The sequence below is a fragment of the Rhodococcus spongiicola genome, assembly GCF_004011835.1.
GTDB classification, from domain to species: domain Bacteria; phylum Actinomycetota; class Actinomycetes; order Mycobacteriales; family Mycobacteriaceae; genus Prescottella; species Prescottella spongiicola.
The window spans coordinates 63,326-88,471 of sequence record NZ_RKLN01000003.1 but is presented as its reverse complement, the minus strand read 5'-3'; the positions used below and the strand labels follow the sequence as shown (position 1 = coordinate 88,471).

The window sequence follows — 25,146 nt, the reverse complement described above, 5'->3', positions numbered from 1 at the left end:
TCCCCTGAGCGGGCGGTGCTGATATGGACGTCGCAGCGCTTACGCTCGCAATCCTGAGCCTGCTCGGCTTCATAGCCTTGACTGCAGGCACCGCCATCTTCGTGGCGGCAGAGTTCTCGCTGACCGCACTCGAGCGCAGCACCGTCGACGCCCACGCGCGTCGCGGTGACCTTCGCGCTCGCCAGGTCCGGCACGCCCACCGCACGCTCTCGTTCCAGCTCTCCGGCGCCCAGCTGGGGATCACGATCACCACTCTGATCACCGGTTATCTCGCCGAGCCCGTGCTGGCGCGATTCATCAGCCCACTCCTCAGCGGCTTCGGGCTGTCCGACGCGGCGACTCGGGGTATCTCCCTCACGTTGGCGCTGATCATCGCGACCTCGTTCTCGATGATCTTCGGCGAACTGGTCCCCAAGAACCTGGCGATCTCCAAGCCGCTGCCCACCGCCCGCGCCACGGCGGGGCTTCAGGTCGGGTTCTCGCTGATCTTCAAGTGGGCCATCAAGGGCCTCAACGGCGCCGCGAACTGGATCGTCCGCCGCCTGGGCATCGAACCCGCGGAGGAACTGCGCTCGGCCCGGTCACCGCAGGAGCTCGGCTCGCTGGTGAGCACGTCCGCCGAGCGGGGTTCCCTCGACGCGGGTACCGCGCTGCTGGTGAACCGGTCGCTGCGGTTCGGCGACCTGAGCGCCGAGGAGTTGATGACCCCGCGCGTGAAGATCGAGTCACTCGAGACCGGCGCGACGGTCGTCGACCTCATCGAGGCCGCGTCCCGGACCGGTTACTCCCGTTTCCCCGTCGTCGACGGGGACCTGGACAACACGATCGGCGTCGTGCACGTCAAACACGCCTTCACCGTGCCCGCCGCTCGCCGCACGTCCACCCGACTCGCCTCGCTCGCTCAGGTCGTTCCGGTGGTGCCGTCCACGCTCGACGGTGACGCGGTGATGGAACAAGTGCGTGCCGACGGCATGCAGGTCGCACTGGTCGTCGACGAGTACGGAGGCACCGCAGGCATCGTGACCATGGAGGACCTGATCGAGGAGATCCTCGGCGACGTGCGCGACGAGCACGACGAGACCGAGATCGACGTCCAGCGTGTCGGCCACAGCTGGTCCTGCTCGGGCCTGCTGCGCACCGACGAGGTTGCCGCCGCCACCGGCTACGTCGCTCCCGAGGGCGAATACGACACGATCGGCGGGCTCGTGCTCACGAGCCTGGGACGGATCCCCGTCGAGGGCGACGAGGTGGCCCTGCCCGACGCGAGCGGCCAGCCCCTCGGCCCCGATGGGCACGGCTGGATCGGGCGCGTGCTGACGATGGATGGCCGTCGCATCGACCGGGTGCTGCTGACCCCGGTCCCGGCGATCGACGCGATCCGAGAGGAGAACGACCGTGGCTGACCTCCTCGGAGTGTTGCTCGCCGTCGTGCTGCTGGCCGGCAACGCTTTCTTCGTCGGCGCCGAGTTCGCGCTCATCACCGCGCGCCGCGACCGGCTCGAGGCGTTGCATGCGCAGGGCAAGAAGCGTGCGGCGACCGTCATCAAGGCCGGCGAAAACCTGTCCCTGATGTTGGCGGGCGCCCAGCTGGGCATCACGATCTGCTCGATCCTGCTCGGTAAGGTCGGCGAGCCCGCGATCGCGCATCTGATCGAGAAGCCGATGGGCGCCCTCGGGGTGCCCGACGCCTTCCTGCGCCCGATCGGCTTCACAATCGCGCTCAGCCTGGTCGTGGTGCTGCACATCCTGCTCGGCGAGATGGTGCCGAAGAACATCGCCATCGCCGGGCCGGAGAAGTCCGCGATGCTGCTCGTGCCGGCTCACCTTGCGTTCATCAAGCTGGTCCGGCCGCTGATCGCGTTCTACAACCTCTGCGCCAACGGCATCCTGAGGCTGCTGCGGGTCGAACCACGGGACGAACTCGATGCGACGGTCTCGTCCATAGAGCTGTCGGAGATGATCGGGGAATCCCACACCGAGGGCCTGATCGACGAGGAGGAGCACCGTCGTCTCACGCAGGCACTCGACACGGAGGGGCGCACCGTCGCCGACGTCATGATCCCGTCGGCGAGAATGCGCACCGTCCCGCTGCTGGCGGGCGGCACCACGCTCGGCGCGGTCGAGGACGCCGTCATCGAGACCGGCTACTCGCGCTACCCGGTTCGCGGCGCTGATGGTTCACTGGTCGGCTACCTGCACGTGAAGGACGTCCTCGATCGGGTGGCCGACGAATCCGCCGGACCGGAGACGGTGATCCCGCTCTCGGACATCCGCCGCCTGCCGCTGATCTCGGTGGCGCTGCCGCTCGACGACGCTCTCACGGTCCTGCGCCGCACGGGCGCGCATCTTGGTGCGGTCGTCGACGGGTCCGGGGCGGTGATCGGGATCGTCGCGCTCGAGGATCTGGTCGAGGAGTTCGTCGGCACCGTCCGAGACGGCACGCACCGGATCGACGATGCGGTTCCCGGCGAGAGGGCGGTCTGAGGGCCGCGCATAGGACGCCGGGGCCGGCGAGGTTGGCCACCCGGTCCACGTACTTCCTGTTCACCTATTGGGGCATCCGGCGAAACCGGTTGCGGCGCTGGCATCCCGGACGCGCGACGGGCCTGGCCGGTGGGTGTGCGAACAGTCGGAAGTACGTGGGCCGCATGGCCACAAGATGACGGAGTGAGTGTCTCCGCCGCCGCACTCGACCATCGCCGGTCAACCCTCGGTATACCGCGCTGAGTGGTGGCGGTGCCGGGCTCGCGGGCACCGTTGCGACTGGGCCCTGCATGCCACCTGCTCGACCGGTGCCGCCGGTTACGGGCCATCGGTACCGATTCGCGATCGCCGTCTGGCACAGCTATCTTGGTCATCGGTCTGGGGGGACATTTCACGCATTTCCGGCGGGTCCGCCCCGGTCCCGCGGCGCCGACTGGGGACGCCGACGCGCACAAGCGCCGCGTCCCACGCGGCGCACAAACGAAGGGGAACTCTTGGCTCAACATCCCGCGAAACGACGTCGCTGGGTGCGACGCGCCATCGTCGCCGCCGCACTGCCGATCGCGATCGCCGCATCGTCCACCGGCACGGCCCACGCACAGGAAACCGGATCCACGATCCCGCCCACGAACGTCCCGGTGTGGAATCCGCTCGAAAGTCCTATCAACCCAGCCATGTTCGCACCCGACTACGCTCCCACGCCCGAACAGCGAGTCGAGGACTACGAAAATGCCGGCCAGTGGTACGGCTCCCTCAGCGGCGGCCTCAGCGGAGTAATCACGGGCGTCCTCGGTGGTGGCTCTCTCGCAGTGCCGATCGCCGTGGCTGCACCTTGGGCGGCCGGCCCCATCTTGGTCGGTGTGCCCGCGGCGTTCGCAGGTATGTACGCCGTCTACTACGGCTCGTTGGGCGCCGACCAGGGCGCCCAGATGAGCGTGGACACCGCGAATCAGCACAACGTGACCGGCCAGCGAAATCCGTTGTCGTAGCGCGTAATCGCGCACAGCGTTGGCGCTCTTCTGACGACTGAGGCCCGATCCGATCCTGGCGGATGGATCGGGCCTTGGTCGTTCGGGAACCCCTGTCGGAGACTACCGTCATGACCAGAGGGACAAAAGAATACAGACTTACAAGGCCCGCTCTCCCCGGCGCGTCGGATGCGGGAATACATAACCCCGTCGAACTCGGCAGCCAAGTACGGGAAATGCAAATGAGTCCGCACCCGACAATCGCAGGCCTCGTCGGTGCTCACGTCGAATAAGTGTGGCTTGAAAAGGCATCCTCACGATCACGGTATGGGCCAACACCTTCCGGCCTCCGAAGCGGGCGCGATCGGCGACGAATAACTCGCCCCTCGTCGTCACGCGATATCACATCTGGGCTCTGCGCGCGCCCAAACGACGCCCCTTAGCCGCAGTGAGTAGCTAGACACCTCGAAATCAGGGCGCTTCGAGGCGCTTCCGGTATGCAGTAAACGACCGTTTCACATCCTATTCTGCACAATTTCAGTACGGTAACGGGGTGGAAAAGGTGATCGAGGCCGCCCTCGCAAAGGCCGAGAGGGCGAGGAAGAAGAAGAATTCCGCCGAAACGGCAGTCCCCGGAACCGCGGTCGCCTATCTGCGCGTCTCGACGAAGGAACAGCGCATCAGCGGCGCCGGAATCGGCGCCCAGCGCGCGGCAATCGAGGCCGCCGCCGAGCGGGAAGGCTGGACCATCACCGCCTGGCACTCCGACGAAGGCATCAGCGGCGGCAAAGGTCCAGCTGAGAGGCCCGGACTGGCCGCGGCGCTCGCCGACATCACCTCAGGGCGGGCCGAACGGATGATCGTCCACAAGGTCGACCGACTCTCCCGCAAGTTCTCCGACTCGGTGATGCTGATGGAAGCCGCGATCACCGAGGGCTGGCCGCTGTACGTCGTCGCGCAGTCAGCGAGCACCCATGACCAGCACGGACGGTTCCTGCTGCGTCTGTTCGCCAACCTCGCTGAGGACGAGCGCGACACTATCCGCCAGCGAACCCGTGACGCCCTGGCCGTGAAGAAAGCTCAGGGTGTCCGGCTAGGCCGTCCTTCGGTCCTGTCCGACGAGGTGGTTACCCGGATCGTGCTCGCCCACCGCGGCGGCGCCGGATACGCGCGCATCGCGAACGACCTCAACCGCGCCCAGGTGCCGACCGCCCGCGGCGGCAAGATCTGGCATCCGTCCACAGTCCGCAGCGTTCTCGCAGGTCAGGACGCCGCCCGGATCAGCCGGGAGTTGTCGGAGGCAGGGGGTCAGTAGTGGGGATCATTTCGTCATGTGACGAGTGACGAGTTGCTGGGGCGCAATCGGCGCGGTGGCAAGCGCAGGGACAATATCGAGACGCCCGTCACTCGAGAGAGCGGCGACTCAAGTACGACTGATGATCCGGCGGTCCTCTACCGCACGGGCTGCCCCGCGCGGGTCCCCGATCCTCTCCGCCAAAGTCCTTGCTGCCAGCCCGGGCGGCAACGCCGCCGAGAACTTCAGCCCGGCAACCGCGTTCGCCGCGACCTCGGGCTGTTGCCAGACGATCCGGGCGATTGCGTCGGACACCTCACGTGGCCCGATTCCGGGGAGCAGTCGCAGCGACTTCTCGTCGATCCGCTGCCGGGGGTCCACCAGGGTCGGCAACGATGCCTGCAGAGTGCGGTTCGCAGCGGATCCCGCCCACGTCCACCAGCGTCCACTCCCCTCGGACGGCAGCGCGACCACGGCCGCGTCCGGTCCGATCGCATCGCCGTAGCGCTCCCGCAGCTCCGCGAGCGCGGCCTGCGCCCGCCGGGTGAGTGTCACCCCGGACGGTGCCTGGCCGAGCAGCACGGCCCGCATCCCCTGTGTGATCTCGTACGACACCCCGCCGCCGAGCCCGGACCACTTGGCCTTGCCTCCGGTCTCGACTGGGTCGACGAAACACCGGCGACGCTGCCAGTCGACGTGGGTGACCTTCCACGACCTGCCCGCGAGCAGCAGCACGCGCGGACCCTCGACCTCCTCGACCAGCAGATCGGTGCCAACGGTGCCGACCTCGTTGCGCCCGGCCAGCACCGTGAATTCGGGGGGCGCGCTGAACACAGCGGTGAGGTCGGAGAAGTAGCGGCGCCCGAACCGCCGTTCCGCCTCCGGCCCGATGTGCAGGAAGTCCCCATCTCGCTCGAAATAGCCTTCGGCACAGAGGAACTCCATGATTTCGTTGGCGGTGTCGTCGAACACCGCCAACGAACCCCACCAGTGACGCCAGGACGCGATCCCGAGGCGATGCTCCTGCAGGCACAGTGCCATCACCTGTTGTGCGGCGATGTGTCGCGGTGCTGGCGGCGGGGTAATCGGCTCCACCCAGCCTCGCGCCCAGCAGTGCAACATGCCGAGCGCGTGAAGTTCCTGTTCCTCGTCGAGGCACAGGAACAGGCAGTTGCGGACTGTGCCCGCGCGGCGCCCGGTGCGACCGAGGCGCTGCAGGAACGAGGCGACCGTCCGGGGTGACCCAATCTGGATGACCCGGTCGAGGTCGCCGACGTCGATACCGAGTTCGAGGGTAGAGGTGGCAACGATGACCGTGTCACGGGACTCGGCGAACGCCGTCTCCGATTGGCGTCGTTCGGCCGCGGAAAGCGATGAGTGCGAAACGAACGTCGTCACACCCCGCTCTCGGAGGGCGGCGCCGAGTTCCTCCGCACGTCGGCGGGAGTCGACGAACACAAGTCGCTTCTCCCCCCGATGCAGCGAGGCGATGACGGTCGCGGCGTTCGGAACGGATCCGACGAAGTCGACGGTGATGTCCGGTCGCACTGCCGGACCGTCGACCGCGGGCGCAACCACACGCCTGTCCCGGTCGGCGAAACCGCCTTGCAGCCAGCACAACAGCTCGTCCGGGTTGCCGACGGTCGCGGACAGTCCGATGCGCTGGATCTGACGACCGGCGACCCGCGACAGACGCTCGAGGACGGCGAGCAGATGCCAGCCGCGGTCGTCACCGGCAAAGGCGTGCACCTCGTCCACGACGACGGCACGGACCCCCGCGAAGAGCACCCGCGGATCCACCTTGGTGGACACCAGCATCGCCTCGAGCGATTCGGGGGTAGTGAGCAGGATATCGGGACGCTCCCGCAGGATCCGTCCACGCGCGGACGGTCCGACATCTCCGTGCCAGACGGCGGCGCTGCGGCCGAGCCACTGCGCGTAGCCGTGCAGGCGCGGCTGCAGGTTGTTCAACAGTGCCCGCAACGGGCACACGTACAGCACCGACACCCCTTCCCAGTCCTGCTCGGCCATCACCGACAGCAGCGGGAAGGCCGCGGCCTCGGTCTTGCCGCCGGCGGTCGGAGCGAGCACGAGTGCGTCCTCCCCGGCGAGTATCGGCGCGACCGCCGCCGCCTGGGTGGGTCGTAACCCGTCCCAGCGCAGCGTGTTCGCCAGGTGGTACCGGACGCCGGGATGCAGGAGGGAAAAGGCGTCGATCGTCATGGCTCCCGGAACTGCTGTAGCACATCGCCGACCTGTTCGACGTCGACTACACCCTCCGCCGCATCGTTCATCAGCTGCTCTGCGACATCGACGTCGAAGCCATAGGCCAACTCGATCCCGTTGTAGGCGAGAAACAGCCATGCCGCGTTCCAGGCGGTGCGCTTGTTGCCGTCGGCGAGTGCGTGATTCCGGGCGATCGAGTGCAGCAGCGCGGCTGCCTTCATCCACGAACCCGGGTAGGCGTCCTGCCCGAAGACCGTGCTCTGTGCTCGCGCGATCGCAGCATCGAGCAGACCAAAGTCCCGGACGACGGCCGGTTGCCCGAACACACTCGCTGCACACGCGAGCACGTCCTCGCGATCCAGATAGACGATCAAGCCAGCCGCCGGTGAAGTTCGGCGGACTTGTCGTTGATCCGAGCGAGGATCTCGTCGCGCACGTGCTTGCGCGACCTCGCCGCCTCGACCACGGCGTCGTGGACGAACGTGCGCAGGGACACGTTCTCGCGCTCCGCTGCCTCGCGCAGCGCTCGGTGCTCCTCGTCGGTGAAGGTGATGTTCAGGGCCGGCATGATCTCACGGTACCAGTGACAGTGCCACTGTCGGTACCAATTACGGTGTCGTCGGTGGTCATGCGTTCGCCCGCCGCGAGCCCCTGAGCAGCGGGATCGATAGCACGGTGATGCCGGTTTCCGCGCGCAGTTCGGCGAGGGGATTCGGGCACCGCTTCAGTTCGGTTGGATATCCAGCTCGACGTCGTCCGCCGAGACCGCCTCCCGTTCGGCGTCGGACAGCTCCGATGCTGCGATCTTCACCTCGTAGTCGGTGTACGGGTCGAACTCCGGGTGCAGTTCGATCACATCCAGCACGTCGACGAGTTTGCGCAGGAACAACCGCGGGGCGATACCGACCCGACCGCCGAGCCCGCCGGCTACCGCCGCGGCGAATCGTCGCAGGAACTCGTCGCCAGCTGTCGTCCGAACCCGATCTGCGGATTCGATTCCGGTGCAGAACAATTCACGCACCCTGCCGCCGAGTTCGACGAGCCGGTCCAAATCGAAGCCGGTCAGCCGCAGCTGGGGTGCGCGCGGGTTGTCGAACCGCGGGTCGCGGGAGAAGTCGGTGTGCAGACGATCAGCCAGCGGGGGCAGCAATTGGATGCCCTGCCGGCCCTCGAAGAAGGCGGGCGTACCGGTGATCAGCAGGTACAGACCCGGGAAGTGCCCGTCGTGGACCTCGTCGACCAGCTGCCGCAGCGCGTTCAGGGCCTTGGCGCGGGCGTCGGAGCGGACCCGCTGCAGGGTTTCCACCTCGTCGAGCACCAGCACCAGCCCGGCGTTCCCAGCGTCGGCGAGGACCGCGAGCAGACCGCGGAGGAATCCGAGCGCGAGGAAGTGGTCGAGGTCGCCCTTGATCCCGGCCCGACGTTTGACCGCCGCCGCGACGTGCGGTTGGCCGCCGAGCCAAGCAACGAGGCCGTCGGCGCCGTCGTTGTCGCCCTCGGCGACCATCCTGCGGTACGCGCGGATGGCCATCGGGAACACCGGCGCCCGGGTGGCGACGTCGGTGAGGCGACGCTCGAGTAGCTCGTCGACGCTCACGCCCTGCCCGGCGGCGTCGTCCTCGATGGTGAACAGCCAGGCGTCGAGGATCGGGCGCAGCGCGGACGGCGGGATGGAGGCGGTGTGCAGCGATTCGATGCTGCGCCGGTAGACGGTCTCGAGCTTGTGCAGCGGGGTGTCGATCTCGTTGATCTGCACCTCGGCCACCGCGAACCCGCGTTTGGTCGCGCGGTCGGCGAGCCAGCGGGCGAAGAACGTCTTACCGGACCCGTAGTCGCCGCGCACCGCCTTGAACATCGCGCCGCCGGCGGCGACCACGGACAGTTCGGCGTCGAGTTCGGTCTCGAAGCGGCCGAGTCCGACCGCCAACTGGTCGAGCCCGTTGGAGGGCACGGTGCCCCGACGTAGCGCGTCGAGGATCTCCCGGCGCCGACGCGGCGAGACCGGGGCACTCACGGCCCGATCCCGAATTGCTCACGCAGCGCCGCCTCGTCGACCCCGACGACACCGCCGCCCAGCAGCAGCACCTCGTAGCCCTCGACGTCGAGCACCCGCTTGATCTGCAGCAGGGCACCCCCAACACGGGAAGGGGCGAGACCGAGGATCGCGGCGGCCCGTGCGGTGGTCAGCTCCCGCGCCGGCGCCGCCAGCAGGGCGGCAAGCAACGTCCGAATCTGCTGCTCACGCACCACGATTCGCCCGGCCAAGCGGATCTGGTCGGCGAACACCTTCGTCGCCAGCACCTGCTCGGCAACACCCCCGGTCTCGGGGGCCGACTCCTCGGCGTCGAACAGGGTGGGTGCGGCCTGCTCGGGGGCGTGAGAGGACATCGGCACCGGCGGGGGCGCGTCCACGTCGACCGGGGTGTGCCACCATTGCGGCTCGACCGGGTCGAGCGAGCTCAAGGGCTCCGGTATCTCCCCCGTGTACAGGGCGAGCACCGGCACTACCGCCTCGGCGGGGCTGGCGCCGCCGTGGTAGCCGGCGTTGACGGACCCGTAGCGGACGGTCTCGTCGACGGCGAGGACCACCGCCCCGCTGTCGGTGAGCACCCGCGGCCCACGGACCACGATCTCCCCGTCCTCGACGCAGTCGAGGTCGCCGTGTGCCCGCTGCCCGTACAGGTTCGACCTTTCACGCTTGACGGAGTCGCGGCGTTCGATGATGTGCCCGTGATCAGAGGTGACGATCACCGCGCGGCCGGCGCGCTGCGCCGCTTGGAGCAACGGACGCAGATGGGTGATGGTGTCCACGGCCCACACGGTTCCGCCGGGATCGGTGTGGTGAAGAGTGTCGTCGACGTAGTTGAGCACCGCCGCCACCAGCGGCCTGCCCTCGGTGTCGGCGATCGCGTTGGCGACCTCGGTAGCCAGGTCTGCGCCCGCGGGCACGGTGTCGAGGGCCTTCTTGTGGAAGATCGGGTCGGAGCGGCCAGCATCGGCCTCGAGCCCGGCCGCACGCAGCGCGTCGAGGAACCCGGCGCGTTCGGCGCCGTCCCCGCCCTCGCGCAGGTCCCCGGTCAGCAGCGAGCAGCGGCTGCGCTGGGTGAGCGTCGGCAGCACTGCCAGAGCGCCCGTCCGGCGCGACGATTTCAGCACCGCCGCCTCGCTCCACCCGGATTCGGCTGCAGCGGAGGCCAGTTCGGTGGCCGCGGCCACCGACAGCGCGTCGACCACCAGCAGCAGGGTGGGCTGCGCCTTGGCGAGCGGCAGCACCACCGTAGGTAATACCTGTTCGACGACGAGTCCGGTCGGTTGCGGGGTGTCGGCGAGCGCGGCCGCGAAGCGCCGGTCGTGCCCGCGGCGGCGGGCGGCAACGCGGTCGATGACCCGGGACGCGGTGTCGGCAAGTGCACGGTGGTCGGCACCGCGGCGGGCGGCGGCGAGCGCGGCATCCACCCAGCCGTCGGCCTGCACGTAGCGGTCGGTGAGCTCGGCCAGGCTCGTGGTTTCTCCGGGGCCGGCCGCCGGGGCGTCGACGGCGAGCCACCGCAGCAGCCGCACCGTCGCCTCGGCGGCACGACACGACGGATCGGTGCGGGCGAGGAAATGCCGCGTCACCTCCTGCCACGCCGCTTCCACGGAGTTGACGGTACCGGCGGCAGGGACTGTGTCGGGGTCCGCGGACAGCGTCTCCTCGACCGCCTTCGCGAGCGCATCCAGCCGGGCGGTCAGGCCCTGCGGCAGCAGTTCGGAGCGCTCAGCCAGGGACTCGATGCCCAGTTCCCGTACGTGCGCGGCCGCAGCCTCGAGGACGTTCAGGCGTTCGCGGGCGGTGAGGGAGCCGACCACGAGTCCCGCGGTGTCGCGGTACCACGCGCCGAGGTCGTCGACGCCGAGTCCGGTGAGGCCGTAGCGCCCGAGGAACATGCCACGGGCCAACTCGGCGCCCGGGGCGTTGTCGGCGAGAACACCGGCGACGAGCCCGAACGGCACCAGATCTGTGATGCGACCGGCGGCCAGGAGCGCGGTGACGGCGGGGCCTAGACGTCCAGCGCGTTCGGCGAGCCATGAGTCGGTGGCGTCGACCAGTTCGGCGCCGCCGTCGGCGCGCAGGCGGGCGAGGTCGTCGGCGACACCGGCGCGCCGGCTCCATTCGAGGATCGCGAGGGTGTCGATCTCGGTGACCGGGTCGTCGGTCATCGCGAGTGCGCCGCAAGCGACGGCGGCCATCGCGTGACCGCGGGTGAGGACACCACCCGGTGCGGGCGTGATCGCGGTGGTGGGGATCGTGGCGAGCAGCCCGATCGCGAGCGCCCGATCGTTGGACACCCGGTACAGGGCGGGCTCGATGGTGGTCGCGGCGAACGTCGAGCGCAGCGCGTCCCACGGGTCGGGGCTGAGCAGACGGCCGTCGACGAGGTGAGCGAGCACCCCGTCGCCGAGGTCCTTCTCGTCGACCGGGGTCAGGATCACCAGCCACTGCCCGTCGGTCCGAGATTCGAGCGCCTCCCACACCGCGAGGGTGGACGGGCACGCTGCGACGGTCACCGGCACCCCGTCGTGCTGGAAGGTACCGCCGTCCCAGGTGGGGGTGGCACGGAGACCGAGCACGCCGTGCCGGTACCTCTTTTCGGTGGCCTTGGCGAGCTTGGCGGCGATGATCGGCCGGGTGGCGGTGAGCGTGCTCATTCGATCCACCACTTCACGCGCACGCGGGAACCGTCTTGCTCGATGGCTTTTCGCAGTTCCTCGGTGAGGTCGTCGAGGTCGCCTAGGTTGCGCAGAGTCACCTTGTCCGGGTTGACGACGACGGTCTCATCCTCACCGTCATCGGTCGGCGGCTTCACCGGATCCGGTTTCCTTTGCCCTCCGACCACCCAGTCCACCACGCGGTTCTCGGCGCGGGAGAGTTCGTCGTACAGCGACCGGCCCGGGGTCACGATCACCTCGCGCAGGTTCTTCAGAATCACCCGCGCGGCGTCGCCGCGCGCGCCCGGCTGGTCGGCCCCGGCCACCACGGTGTCGAGCAGCTTCCACTGGAAGGTGCGCAGCGCGGTCATGTCCCGACCCGCCTCGGCCCGCAACTGGCCGGCTGTTGGCGGCGCAACGACGAGCTTCGTGCCCGCGAGCATGTCGATGAGGGCGACGTTGCCGCCGGTAGAGGTCAGCGCGTCGAGGAACGCGACGAGCTCGCGGGCGGCGCTGAGCCGATCCGCTTCGGCCGCGTCCAGGGCGAGGACGGTGTGCGCGGCATCGAGCCGTTCGATCAGCCCCCGCAGATCGGTGAGCTTATCCCCTGCCTTGGCCCGCACGGTCTGCGCGAACTCGGCGACGTTGGCGCCGGTGAGGTAGGTGCGCGGCATCGTGTACCCGAACAGGTCGGTGGCGTGTCGGCGGGCGGTGTCCCAGGCCTGCTGCTCGGGCAACTGTTCAGCGCGCAGTTCGATGTTCTCGCGCAGGGCGCCGAGCTTGGGCGGGGTGACCGGCGAGCCAGCCTCGAACCAGGCCCGCTTGCGCAGCAGCGCCCACGCGGCGACCACCAGATCCCGCGCGTCCGGTCGCAGGCCCCAGGCGGGGCTGAGCGCATCGATGCGGCGCTGGAGCGCTCCGACGGTGACGGGATCGTGTTCGGCGGCGGCGCGGTCGAGTTCCCCGGCCCAGAACGCGAACGTGTCCTCCCCGAACAGGTAGTGGTCTTCGGTGGCCTTGCCGACCTTGAGGGGACCGGCGATCCGCTGGACGGCCTTGCGGTCGGGTCCGGGCAGGGTGGGCACGCGCCCGTTGGGGTCGGTGGCGGCCTTCTCGACGTAGTCGCGGACGATCTCGTACTGGCGGACGGTCACCTCCTCGTCCGGGGCCGGGTACTGCGGGTGGCTCGGGTACAAAGCTGTGAAGGCCTGGTCGATTACCTTGCCGAAAGCGACCTCGAGCGTGTTCGCGGCCGGCAGCTTGGGGCTGAAGTCCTTGCTCAACGAGACCAGAACCTCGGTGTGACCGGGATCGTCCACGAACCGCTTGGGGTCGATGGCCTCGATGCCGTACGCCTGCTCGAGTAGCCTCTCGAACGCGGCGAGGGTGCCGCGGTACAGGTTCTCGAGGATGCCGCGGGCCTGCGCCCGATCGGAGGCGGACAGGTGGTCGGAGTTCTCCTGCCAGCGGTCTCCACTGCCGGTGAACAGCCAGTCGAGTTTGACCAGGAGCGCCAGGTCGTTCATCGCGGTCTCGGAGAAGAAGCGCGGCAGCCACACGATGGTGTGCCGGTCGCCACCGGCGAGAAGGCGGTCGATGCGGGCGATGTCGTCGGCGGCGGAGAAGTTCTGTTCGTCGAACGGGTAGTCGACGACGAGCCGCCAGGTGCCCGGCCGGTTGTCGAAGTTCTGCTCGGGCAACGAGGAGGCATCGCGGACGTTGCCGAACACCACGTCGACCTCGCGGCGGGAGCCCCGCCAGACGATGGTGCGTGAGGCGCCGCCGGCGAGGTCGTCCTGGTTGGTGGCGACCCCGAGCGCGCGGTGGACGAGCGTGCGGATCAGGACGCGCCGGCGGCCGGGGTTGTCTTCGCCGCGGACGCGTTCGAGAACGGACTGGTAGTCGACGTCGGCGAGCTGGACCCGGATGATCGGGTCGGCGCCCTCGGAGACGCTGATCTCGGGTACGTCCTTGGTCCATTCGCGGACCACCCCGAGCACCACGCGGGCCTCGCCACCGCGCAGGCGTGACTTGATGGAGCCGTGGTTGAGTGCGGCCAGACGCTTGGCTGTGATCTCCCGTAGCGCCGGCACCTTGGGCGCGACCGCGGACAGCAGCAGGGTCTTGGCGATGCGCTCGTGGGCCCGGAAACCCTGCAGATCGGACTCGGTTGTGGTGGCGAGCTGTTCCTCGGTGAGGTTGTGGCTGCGCAGCAGCAGCGGCAGCAGCTTGCCGCGGTACAGCTCGGAGGCGGCGGTGAACATGGTGCCGGCGTGGGAGTCGATAGGGGTATTTCCCTCGACGATGTAGTCGAACGCATCGCCGACGGGGATGAGGTCGGCGGTGGTGAGGGTGTCGCGCCGGTCGACGAGCATCCGCTGCATCACCTTGAGGGCGGTGCGTTCGCGCTGCATCACCGACGACAGGTTCCGCAGGGTTGCGACGAGGGCCGGGGAGAACGGGTAGGTGAGCTGGAATTCGCGTTCGGAGGCGCCGCCGTGCTCGTCGGAGGTGTTCATCGAGTCGCGCAGCACGTCCCACACGTCGGGGGTGCGACTGACGGACCGGAACGCCTCCGTGAGGACGGCCTCGGCTTCGTCGTCCCGGGGGCGCAGCAGGCGGGCGTGCGCCACCTCGGCGAGGTTGTCGTCACCGAGCGCGATCTCCCGGAAGCGTTCCTTCTGGTAGTGGAAGGCGCGGTCGAGGGCTTCCTGCTCGGCGCCGGAGGCGCCCGCGTCGGCGAACCACTTGCGCAGGTCCATCTGCCGGGAGACGAACGAGATCAGCGGGATGGGCCGCTGGGTGCCGGACGATTCGACGAGCTTGGTGATCTTCTGCGATTCGCGGGCGAAGAACGCGTTGTCGCGCACGGAGAACGCCAGCCACAGCACGAGCTCGTCGAGGAACAGGACGGTCGCGTCGTAGCCGAGGCTCTTGGCGTGCTCGGTGATCGCGACCAGGCCGCGGTCGAGGTCGAGGTACTCGGCCTGCTCGACGAAGTGGCCGAAATAGCTGCGGACGAGAGCGGAGACCAGTTCGGCGCGGCGCGGGTCCTCCGCCGGTGCTTGGCGGGCGGCGTCGTAGCGATCGAGGTCCCAACCGCTGCCGCCGAGCAGCCCACCCCAGGCGTCGTCGCCGGTGCCCTCGCCGCCGAGTCCGTCGAGGAACGCGGTGTCGCCGATGCGGGCACGCAGGTTCTCGGCGTCACGGAGGAGGGTGTCGGTGACGTGGACGGCCGGCAGCGGCGCGTCCGGGTGCAGCCGGGCGATCTGCTGGAGGTAGCCGCGGAGGATGGCCTCTTCCAACGAGTTCGCGCCGAGCAGGTGGTAGGTGAGCCGGAGAACCTTCTTTCCGGCGAGCACCTGGTCGTAGTGGCCGGTCAGTGCGGTGTACTGGGCGGTGCGGGCGGCCGCATGGTTGCCGAGTAGCGCGTACAACACGGCCATGAAGTGCGACTTACCGGAGCCGAACGAGCCGGTGAGGAACGCGGCGCGGGAGGTGTTGTTGTCGATCGCGTTGGCGACGAGATCGAGTGCGGCCAAGAAGTTCTCGCGCAGCGAGTCGGTGAGCACGTAGGCGCCCAACGTGGAGCGGATGTGCGCGTCGTCGTCGGTGCTGTCGGTCAGGCGCAGCACGTAGTCGTCGGCGCCGGTGCGTTCGGGGATGTCGATGACGTCCCGCAGCAGGGTGCTCATGGTCGCAGTTCCTCCAGTCGAGCGGGGGACCAGATCTTGTTGGCGAGGGCAAGGACGAGTGCGCTGCGCTCCTCCTGCTCCGCCTTGCCGAACTCTTCGAACGACCGGAACGGCAGTTCCTCCACATCCCGGAACTTGGCGAACTGTGGCTGGTGCTCGTAGGCCGACGCGGTGAAGCTGGCGGCGTAGACGTTCTGCTTCGCGTAGTGCGGCGCCTTGTCCGCGAAGCACTTGTCCTGCAGGCTGCGGTTCACGTCGGCGCGAAGCAGCACCAGCCCCGAGACGTCGTTGCGCCAGGCGTCGAAGTCCTGTTCGGACTCGAACTCGGCGCCGTCCCTGTCGTAGCTGTCGGAGCGCACGTGCTCGATGTCGTACGGGTTCTTCTGGCTGCGGTTGACGTAACTGTCGAACTGGTCGGCCTGACCGGCACCGGTCTCGACGTAGGCGGTGATGCGCGCAAGCAGGTGGTAGATGTAGCGGCGGCTGAACTGGTTCAGGCGCAGATCGGCAATACCGATGCGCCCCTTGCTGGCGCTGCCTTCGAAAGTCACGTCGTCGGTGCGCAACTTCTCACTGAGGATGTCGATCAGTTCGTCGAGTGGCTTGCGGCGGATGTCGCGGCACAGCAGCCACATCGCATAGCTCACGGTGGAATAGCCGACGCGGATGTAGTTGACGGTGCGGCGCATGATCCAGATGTCGAGATAGGCGGCGACGGCCTCGATCTTGCGGCGGACGGTCTCGTCGTCGTCCTCGGCACACAAGGGCGCCAGCAGCACAGTGGTCTGCCAGGTGAAGTCGTTGTGCGCGTTGTAGAACACGGAACGCAGCCCCGGGGTGTAGGTGCGGCTCGCCTCGAGGATCATTCGGTACGCACGCGCGAAGAACGGGAACTCTTCGGTCATGATCCGTAGGTTCTGCTGCGCACCTCCGGCGCCGACCCGCTTCTCGTTGTCGCGCAACCACCGATGGAATGCGGAGCCGATCAGTTCCCAGTCCTTGTCCGTCGCGCCCGCCCTGCGGTCGCGGGTGCCATCCGCGTACTGCGCGCGGAGCCACGCCTTGATGCAGGCAGAGTCGCGTTCGGCATCGGGATCAGGCTCCCAGGCGATCAGATCCAGGACCGTGTGCTTCCACACCCGGTTCGCGTTGCTGCGGCCGTCCGAGGAGTCGATCGGCGCAAGCAGATACGCCTTGAGCATGTCGACCGGGCTCAGCGGCTTGCCGCGGTCGTTCATGGTCTCGAAGATCGAATACGCCTGCACGTCAGAGGCAGTGGCGATCTCGATGAGCCCGACACGGCGCAGCAGCCAATACACAAAGGTTTCGAAGCCCGCGCCGAGGTCATCCGCAAGGTCGAGGTTCTCGATGTCCCGGAACCTGTCGACGATGGTGCGGATCGACTCCTCTTTGCCGTCGGTGTTGTAGTCCTCGCCGTTGAACAGAGCCTGGATCACCGGCACCCGCTCGGGAATGGCAAGGTTGAAGCTCTGCTCACCGAAGTCGTCGGAGAAGATCAGCGGCTCGATGGTGGACGCGACGCTCAGGCCACGTTCCTTCGCCTCCCTGTACAGGTGGATCAGCAACAGGGTCAGCGACGTGACACGCTGCTGACCGTCGACGAGGTAACTCTTGTTGTTGCGTTCGGTGACGATGATCGAGCCGAGGAAGTAGTCGGCGTACTCGCCGGCCTTCTTCGGCGAGTCACCCTCCGAGTAGGATGCCTCGAACTTGTTCTGGAGGTCGGTGACGAGTTCTTCGATGTTGGTGCGTTCCCACTTGTACTCGCGCTGGTACTCGTCGATGGAGAATGACCGGCTCTGCAGCAGCTCCGTGATCGTGCGGTAGTGCGGCGTGATGCTGCTCATGCTGAGGTGTTCTCCTTTGTAGATTTCTTGCTGGTGCGGCCGCGGCCGCGGGTGGTGGTCGGGGGACGCCACGCGGCGAGGTCGTCGGCGGTGACGCCGATTTCGGCGCTTCGGGAGCGCAGGACTTCGTCGATGGTGTCGGCGACGGATTCACCGAATTCGGGGTCGATCTCGCCGTGCCACTGCCGCAACCACGGCAGCAGTTCGGCGAGTCCGGCGAGCATGGGGACGAGTTTGTCGGGGCTGGCCTGGTCCCAGCCTTCGCCGTCGATGCGCTCGTCGACGAGGCCGGCTAGGGCCAGGGCCTGCTCGGCGTGGTCCCAGCCTGCCCAGCCGAGCAGCATCGTCGGGTCGGTGTCGCGGTTCGCATTCGGATAGGAGACGAACCGTTCCTTTGGCACGTCGAGCCTGCCGCGCCGCGCCCAGTACGACGTCTTGAGGAAGTCGCTGGACTTGTATCTGGGCGGCACAGGGATTGGCGCATCCAGCTTCTCTCCGGCATCCTCGCGACGCTGCAGATCCCAGGTGTGCTCCCAGGCTTCCCGTTTGGTCAGGCCGGATGGCTTGTACCGCAGCGCGGCGAGGTACGGCACACCCTCCTCGTCCAGGAGTTTCGCGAGCGCGGCCGAGGTGGACACGTCGGGGATGCCTGCCCACAGACGCAGCACTTGCCGGTAGTCCTCGTCTCGGTCGAGCCTGTCGGCGAGTTGCGCGACGCTACGCGGGGTGGGGTGCCCATCCTCGAACCACAGATCACGGCTCTCGACCCGGTCGAGCAGCCAGTCGCGCAGGGCTTCGGTGACGCGCTTGTCCCACGGTTCGATCGCCCACCGGCGCTTGTGTTCCGGCTTCTCCAGTAGCCGAATGCCGGGGTTCGACGCGATGACGTCAAGGCGGCGCTGGACGAGGGCCTGGTATTCGGCGGGCAGGTGCGCGGGAATCCCGGTGACCGGGGTGGAGCGGTGCCGTTCGAACCACGCGGTGTGCTCACCGCGTTCAACCGCACGGGCGAGAACGATCTCGAAGGTACGCTCCCCCAGGGCAATGCCCGGAAGGTCACCTTGGTAGGTGAGATCTTCGTCGACGAGTCCATAGAGCCGGTAGCACTCCCAGTCGAGTTCCTCCTGGTGCGCGATCATCAACGCACGGATGCGCTCGGATTCCTTGTGCGCCAACTCCAGGGCCTCGGCGGTCGGAGTCGTGGTCGTGGCGAGCGCGGCCGGGGTGCGCGCGGCAAGTTCCTGCGCGAGAACGTCGAGGGTACGGGCGCGGGCGAGCGGGGAGGACGATGGGAGGGGGAAGTTCTGAACCTTAGTACCATTGAACTGGTACCGCTGTTCCCAATGCTCATCCGAATCGCCTCGGCCGATTCCACCACCTGCCTTGTTCTGACAGTTCTGCTTGAGCCAGAAGCACGCCACCGAACTGTTCAGCAACCCGAGCAGCCGCAAGTGCTCGTCCTCACTCGCCCCCTCCGGAAGTTTGATCACTGGGGCTGAGTCTTTGAAAACCTCGCCCCGGCTTCGCAGAGCGAAGTGATTGTCGGTCGAGATCGCGGCAAAGGTGATTGACAAGGGGGTTCGGTAGCGGTCCTTGAAGAACATCGAGTACTCGTACCACTCTAATTCACGCTCGATCTGGGTCAGGCCATAGGCGACGCGACTGCTGAGCTGCGTGCGGTACGGCCACAGGAACTGCTCGAGATGCGGTTCTGATGTTGCCTTGAGCGTCGACTCGTCGTACGGCCAGAGCGACATGGAGGCGTCATGCACTGCCCACTCTCGGACCTTATCGCCCTCAACGAGTTGCTTTCTGAGTGTGTGGGGAATCCCTGCACGCCTCAGCGGCCCGTCTCCGACCATGTATGCCGCGTCCTCGCGGGTGACCGCTCCGAAACCGACTGAAGTTGTGACGGTTTCGAGTTTCTTTGTTTGAGCACTCTCGACTTGAGCGAGAAGTGTGACTGCACCACCACCTGTGAGGCTCCATGGGTGCTTGAGTAGAGCCCCCCGATCCAACTCGGCCACGCTTATCCAGCCGTTGTCGAACCTGGCTTCGGCGATATGGTCGACAATCGCCGACCACACAACACCCTGCGAGGGATCATCCGGCCGGCCCGGTTCACCGCGCACGCCGAGCACAGCCCGAACGGTCTCGCCAACAGGAGAACGGTTGCGGCCCACAAGAATCACCGTGGGCGTTCCGTGCCCGGGAATGTACGCACCAGACGTGTCGATGACCCGCTTCAGGTCACGGGTGCTGAGGAACTGCTCGATTAGCTTGGACCCGAACTCCCGCTTCATGAACGAGTTGGAGGTGATCTGCCCGACCCAGCCGGGCTTACCGTCGGAATCGTTCTTGGCGAGGTCGAAGAACAGTTCCATGAACGGCACCGTCAACGCATACTGACGATGGCAGGTCGAGTAGAGCTGACGGTACGTCTGATTCAGCGCGGCGTCCTTGACAGTGATGTACGGCGGATTGCCCACCACCACATCATGTTCGCGCTGCAGGATCGCCTTCAGCGCCTCGGCGTTCTCCGTCGCGAGTACCATCTGCTCCTGGCCCGCGGACCACAGGTCGTCGCTGATCGCCTGCTGCCGGGCACCCCACAGCAGCGAGTCACCTGCAGCCAGGTTCAACTCGATGTCGATGAGCTTCTCGATCGACTTGTCCCCGCTCGCATCCAGCGCCGCGACCATGAGCCGGAATCGGGCGATCGCAACGGCGAACGGGTTGATGTCCACGCCATACACCGACGACAGCGCCTTCTGCACTAGCACCCGCGGACCGAGGGCCGGCGCCTCACGCTGCCAGCGCTCCAGCAGCCTGTGGAAGGCGCCGAGAAGGAAGTGACCACTGCCGCAGGTCGGGTCGATCACGGTGAAGCCCTCGAGCGGCCGCTCGGCCAGCGCCGGTTCGAGGGTCTGGTCGAGGATGAACTCCTCCACGAACTCCGGGGTCTGCAGCAGCGCGTACGTCTTCTTCGCGAACTCGGACAGGTCCTGGTAGACGTCACCCAGGAAGCGGGTGTCCACGCCCGTGAAGCTCCACAGGGGTTCGCCGGAGGCGTCCTTGTCCCACCAGAATTCGAGCAGCACCCGGGCCGCGTCACCCGATGGTGCCACCTGGTGCAGCGGCGAGTACGAATCCACCACGCCACGGGTAGCGTCGAGCCCTGCGAAATGCTCGATGATCGTGCCCAGCCACTCCCGGTCGGTGTCCTCGGGATTTGCGGTGAAGTAGGCGCGGCGGGCGTCGAGGGCCTGCTGGCGCGCATCCGGGTCCGGGCCGCCGATCCACGCCCTCGACACCAGCGCGTGGTCCTCGCAGTAGCGGGCGAACACCGTCAGCAGCACCCACGCCACCGCCGCCTGGGTGACCCGCTCGTCGCGCCACGCCTGCCACGACGCCGCGGTGCGCTGCGCCTTCAACGCGGCCGTGTGCTCGGCGCGCCAGCGTTCCCCCACCTCGGGCTGGCGCGCATCCACGTCGGCACCGTCCACGCGGGCCCGCAGGTCGTCCTCCAGCACCGTCACCTGCCTGCGCAGGGCCTTAACCAGATCGGTCGCGGAGAAACCCGCCATCACACCTTCTCGCTCTCTGTCTCGCGTGTCGGCTCCGCCGACCACACCACGAACTGTCCACCGGGCGAACCCAATTGGATCGGCTTGCCGTCCACCAGCGCGCCACGCTGCCCCCGCAGCTGCGGCAGCACCACCCACACCGGCCGCCTCCGGGGCGCCGACAGGTCACTGAGCCGCGCCAGTACATCCAGGTAGCCGTACCGGGCCAGCGGCGAGACCTCGGTCAGGATCAGCGGACGCTCGCCGCCGGAGGGGTTCTGGTCGCCGAAGACCTGCTCTTCCAGCCGGGTCCGCAGCGCCGGCATAACCCGGTCCAGCACCGCGCGCAGTCCGCGGGCATCTCGGCTGCCTTCGGCGGCCGCGTCGGCGCCGCGCACGAGATCCCAGGGCAGACCCTGCGCTGCTGCGAACTCGCGCATCGCGCTGACGATCTCGCCGGTCACGTCCAGCATCTGGCCGTCGTGTGCACGCGCCAACGCGTGTGCGGCGGCGATGTGCTCACCCGGCCGGTGCACCGGCACTCCGATGGCGAGGAAGCCGTTCTCTCGCAGCGACGCCGCCAGTATCGCCTGCTGCGCCGTCCCATCGGTGCCCGCCCACGTGCCGGCGGCTGCCTCCGGGGACGGACCGGTGCGTGTGCCGGCGCGGGTGTGCAGCGACGTCTCGCTCGCCGGGGCCGCGTTCTCGTAGCGGTAGCCTGTGCCGTCCCACTCGAGGCCCAGCCCGGCCCGCTCGACGTGCGCATCCAGTGCCGGACGCCCCGGCAGCCGGTCGAGCTCCGGGAAGCGGGCCGCGACACGCGCCCGCACCTCTGCCGGCGTCAGCGACTCGGTCTGCGCCAGCCCCGCCAACGCCAGGCGCAGCGCCTCCGACGGGCCGAGGCTGCGCGCATGAAGTTCACCCCGCCCGGATACCGCCGCGTGCCGGGAGGTGGCCGCGGCCAGCCGGATCAGCCGCGGATCGGGCGGCAGCGGCACCCGCGCCTCGGGTCCGGCGCCGGCAGCAAAGGCGTCGGCGAACGCCGCCCGCAGCTCCCGCGCCGCCGTGCCTGCCGGCACCACACCACCTGCCGCCCCTGAGGAACCGTCAACCAGTTTGTCGGCCCGCTTGGCCGCGGCCTCGGCGCCGGCAAGCAGCATTTCGTCGTCCGCGACCAGCGCCAGCCGACCCTCGTGGCGCCGCCGGGTCAGTCGGCGGGCGCCCTCGGCGGTCTCGTGCTCGGTGAGCCGGTCGAACGCCACCCGCAGCAGCCCAGCCGCGGTGCGTTCCGCCAACTGCGGCGCCGCCGCATCCGAGGCCGCGGCGGGCGCCTCCGGCAGAGACCCGCGGATCTCCGCGGTGAGCGAAGAGATCGCCGCCACGCCACCCGAGTCGCGCAGCACCTGCTGGACCATGTCGATCAGGTCGTCGAGGAGATTCCGCGCGGCCGGATTCTCCGCCCAGTCGGCCTGCAGCTCCTTGAGCAGCTGATGCCCACGCGGGGCCGTCTTGTCCAGCGCCGCCGCCAGCTCTGCACCGCTGGCGAACGCGTCCAGCGCGCCGCGTGTGCCCAGCAGCAACTCGGCGGCCTCGCGCCGGGTGCTCGCCCGACCCTTCCCGACGGCGGCGAGCAGCAATGACACCGCGTCGTCCAGGCCTAACAGCCCCTGCCCCGCGCCGGAAACCCTCTGCGCGCGGGCACCCTTCGTCGTGAACTGCTTGGCCCACGCCCGATGCCGGTCCCGGATCTCGGTGCGGGTGGCCTTCGCCTCCTTCGCCACCAGCCGGTTCAGGCGGGTCGAATCCAGCGCCAGCAACTCGCCGACCGTGGTCACCTGCGCGGCCGCCAACGCCGACACCGCACGAGCGCTCAAACCGGCTGCAGCGAGCGGCGTTGTCGCGCTCACCTTCACGGGGGTCTTGGTCGGAGCGGTCGGGGCCGCATCCAGATCGGTGAACACCCGCTGCCACGCCCGCAACATATCCTCGGCCGTGTCCGGGCGAGCCAACGCCTCCCGCGACAGCGCCGCTGCGAAGAAGCTGGTGAGCCCGTCCGCGACCGCCGACTCGAACATGGTCGGCGCCACCGTCACGTCGTCGTCGACGGTGGCCGGATTCGCCTGCGGGTCAGGGCCGTACAGGGGCGCGGCGCCGGTGGCCATCTCGAACAGCACCACCGCGGCGCCGTACCGCTCGGCGGCCGTGTCGTACTGGCGTCGCCCACCAGTGCCCAGGAACGGATCCAGGTATGGCGGGGTACCGGCTTCGATATTGCGGGGGTCCACGCCGGCCATCGAGAAGTCGAACATCAGCAGGTGTGCATCGGCGCGCGAACTCGACGCAAACACGCCGAGGTTCGACGGCTTGAGGTCGCGGTGCATCACCCCGGCACGTTCGAGCGCGACCAGCGCCCGCAGCAGGTCGGTGCCCCACCGCTCGAGCAAGTCGATCGAGAGCCGACCACCCTTCGCGGCCAACTCCTCCGCCAGCGTGGTGCTGCCCGCATACTGAACCACCAGTACCGTCCGGCCGCCGACGGACTCTTCCGAGGCGAGCTGGACGATCCGCGGATCGTTGAGCTTGCCGAGTACCTGCGCCTCGGCCCGCAACCGCACCGCGGCCTCGTCGTCGCGCGCCACCTTCAGCACCCGCTGCGCGTCGCCCGCCTTGCGGTCGATCACCAGGATGCCCACCGCCGTCGACCCAGACCCGAGCCGCCGCTTGAATTCGAACCGGCCGTCGCCGAGTTCGTCGCCGGGGCCGGCCTCGAGCGGATCGGATTCGGATTCGGAGCCGATCAACTCGCGCCGAACCTCTTCGATCCGTTCGAGCAGTTCGGCGACCGTGCCGATCCGGTCGGCCGGGCTCGGGTGCGTGGCGTCGAGCACCAGCTGCCGCAGCGGTGACGGCACCTGCGGCAGGTCCGCTGCCAGGTCCAGGCCTCGGTCTCGGCGCAGCCGGTCGATCAACTCGCCCCGCTCGGTGGCCAGCGCCTTGCCCCCGGCCACCAGGTAGAAGGCGAGCGCGCCCAAGCCGAACACGTCCATCCGGGCCGGGTCGGCGGGCTTTGCGCCCTCGGGAGCCGCGAACAATCGCGCCTGGTCGCTGAGAGCACCGGCCATCAGGCTCAACGGGCCGGCGGACAGCCGGGTCACACCGGTCTCCGCATTCGCCGGCAGCACCCCGGCGCTGTCCCAGTCGGTGACCTGCGGCTGCGGCGATCCCGCACGCTCGCGCACCACGATCGCGCGCGGATTCAGGGTGCGGTGCACCACCCGGTGCCGGTGCGCGTACTGCACGATCTCAGCCACCTCGGCGATCAGCTCGAGCTGGCCCTCCAGACTGAGAGCCGCGCGGTGATCGGCGAGCCACAGGTCCAGCCGGACGTCGCCCTTGGACTGCGTGAACACCAGGCCGATGCCGAGTTCCTTGTCCTTGACCACATCCACCGGCACTTGCAGGCCGTCGTGGCGCAGCCGCGCCAGCAGCCGGTACTCGTGCTCGACGGCGCGGACCCGCTCGTGCTCCTCCGCCGGTGTCGCGCCCGGTCGCGGCAGGTAGAAGCGGATGCGCGCGTGGCGCTCCATGTCGACATGATGGAAGGCCGGCCAGTCCTGCCAGCCCTCACCGTCCCCGAGCGGGTGCTCGTCGATCACCCACGACCCCAGCTCCCGCTGACGCCGCGGGGCCAACCCGATCGCCGTCATGAGATCCCGGATCAGCAAGGACTTCTGCTCACTGACCGGTTGGCGCGTGGGCGGTGCCAGTAGGCGCTCGCCGATGCCCGGCAGGCGGCTGGTCCTCTCGTTGCCGTCGATGCCGTACAGGTTGATCGCCGAACTGGCCGGCAGCTCGCACACCAGGCCGGGATGATGCAGGAACACCAGCTCCTGCACGTACGGGATCGCGCCCTTGGGGACCTTGCTGCCAGTCTTCTCCGCCAGCCGGTCCTTGAGCAACGAGGAGAAGTACTGCGCCTTGCGCCGGGCGAGCAGCAGCGGCGAGTCCTCCGACCGGTGCCCGCCCCGGCTCCACACGTGATCGTTGCCGCGCAACGTGCCGCTGTAGTACTTGAGTTCGATCAGGTACAGCGTGTCCCGCGCGAGGACCAGCAGGTCCACCTCGTGCCAGCGGCCGCGGCTGTCCCGGAACTCGAAATTCGACCAGGCACGGAACGGCGGCGCGTCGGGCAGGAGTTGCTTGATCCAGTCCAGGCCCTTCGTCTCGTGATCAAACTGCGAAGGTGAGATCTCTACCCACCGGCCGTCCTGCACTGATCACACTCCCCAGAGATCCGAAATGTCGCCCGGTCAATGTAGACCGTGGTGGCGACAGAAAACTACCGCGGAGGACGGC

The 25,146-nt window shown here is 68.4% G+C and carries 13 protein-coding genes; 4 read left to right on the top strand and 9 right to left on the bottom strand.

Annotation, left to right across the window (positions count from 1 at the left end; all coding sequences use genetic code 11):
- The first annotated feature begins 23 nt into the window (after positions 1 to 23).
- The 4 genes from EF834_RS08585 (at position 24) to EF834_RS08570 (ending at position 4,767) form a co-directional block, all read left to right on the top strand.
- Positions 24 to 1,403, top strand: coding sequence for a hemolysin family protein (locus tag EF834_RS08585; RefSeq protein ID WP_127946813.1), 1,380 nt, complete (start codon positions 24 to 26; stop codon positions 1,401 to 1,403).
- Positions 1,396 to 2,484 (top strand): hemolysin family protein, encoded by a 1,089-nt coding sequence (locus EF834_RS08580; protein ID WP_127946812.1) that lies wholly within the window; start codon positions 1,396 to 1,398, stop codon positions 2,482 to 2,484. Before EF834_RS08585 ends, EF834_RS08580 begins: the two co-directional genes overlap by 8 nt.
- A gap of 494 nt (positions 2,485 to 2,978) precedes the next feature.
- A complete protein-coding gene (locus tag EF834_RS08575) occupies positions 2,979 to 3,473 on the top strand; it encodes a hypothetical protein (RefSeq protein ID WP_127946811.1) in 495 nt (164 codons plus the stop codon).
- Between the two features lie 532 nt (positions 3,474 to 4,005).
- Entirely contained in the window at positions 4,006 to 4,767 is a 762-nt protein-coding gene (locus EF834_RS08570) for a recombinase family protein (protein ID WP_235871074.1), read from the top strand.
- 108 nt (positions 4,768 to 4,875) lie between these two features.
- Here EF834_RS08570 and EF834_RS08565 read toward each other — a convergent pair whose 3' ends face one another.
- The 9 genes from EF834_RS08565 to pglW form a co-directional block, all read right to left on the bottom strand.
- Positions 4,876 to 6,969 (bottom strand): DEAD/DEAH box helicase, encoded by a 2,094-nt coding sequence (locus EF834_RS08565; RefSeq protein WP_206615219.1) that lies wholly within the window; start codon positions 6,967 to 6,969, stop codon positions 4,876 to 4,878.
- Positions 6,966 to 7,346 carry a type II toxin-antitoxin system death-on-curing family toxin gene (locus tag EF834_RS08560; RefSeq protein ID WP_127946810.1) on the bottom strand — a complete coding sequence of 127 codons (381 nt, stop codon included), beginning with the start codon at positions 7,344 to 7,346 and terminating at the stop codon, positions 6,966 to 6,968. Before EF834_RS08560 ends, EF834_RS08565 begins: the two co-directional genes overlap by 4 nt.
- Complete coding sequence (locus EF834_RS08555; RefSeq protein WP_127946809.1) at positions 7,343 to 7,540, bottom strand: hypothetical protein; 198 nt, start codon at positions 7,538 to 7,540, stop codon at positions 7,343 to 7,345. The genes EF834_RS08560 and EF834_RS08555 overlap by 4 nt, the downstream gene beginning before the upstream one ends.
- A gap of 156 nt (positions 7,541 to 7,696) precedes the next feature.
- On the bottom strand, positions 7,697 to 8,986 hold the full coding sequence (gene brxD, locus EF834_RS08550; protein ID WP_127946808.1) for a BREX system ATP-binding protein BrxD: 1,290 nt from the start codon (positions 8,984 to 8,986) through the stop codon (positions 7,697 to 7,699).
- On the bottom strand, positions 8,983 to 11,661 hold the full coding sequence (gene pglZ / locus EF834_RS08545) for a BREX-2 system phosphatase PglZ (protein ID WP_127946807.1): 2,679 nt from the start codon (positions 11,659 to 11,661) through the stop codon (positions 8,983 to 8,985). The genes brxD and pglZ overlap by 4 nt, the downstream gene beginning before the upstream one ends.
- On the bottom strand, positions 11,658 to 15,356 hold the full coding sequence (locus EF834_RS08540) for a DUF6079 family protein (RefSeq protein ID WP_127946806.1): 3,699 nt from the start codon (positions 15,354 to 15,356) through the stop codon (positions 11,658 to 11,660). Before EF834_RS08540 ends, pglZ begins: the two co-directional genes overlap by 4 nt.
- Positions 15,353 to 17,224 (bottom strand): DUF262 domain-containing protein, encoded by a 1,872-nt coding sequence (locus EF834_RS08535; protein ID WP_127946805.1) that lies wholly within the window; start codon positions 17,222 to 17,224, stop codon positions 15,353 to 15,355. Before EF834_RS08535 ends, EF834_RS08540 begins: the two co-directional genes overlap by 4 nt.
- A complete protein-coding gene (pglX, locus tag EF834_RS08530; protein WP_127946804.1) occupies positions 17,221 to 20,811 on the bottom strand; it encodes a BREX-2 system adenine-specific DNA-methyltransferase PglX in 3,591 nt (1,196 codons plus the stop codon). The genes EF834_RS08535 and pglX overlap by 4 nt, the downstream gene beginning before the upstream one ends.
- Positions 20,811 to 25,064, bottom strand: coding sequence for a BREX system serine/threonine kinase PglW (gene pglW / locus EF834_RS08525; RefSeq protein WP_127946803.1), 4,254 nt, complete (start codon positions 25,062 to 25,064; stop codon positions 20,811 to 20,813). The genes pglX and pglW overlap by 1 nt, the downstream gene beginning before the upstream one ends.
- Between the last annotated feature and the right edge of the window lie 82 nt (positions 25,065 to 25,146).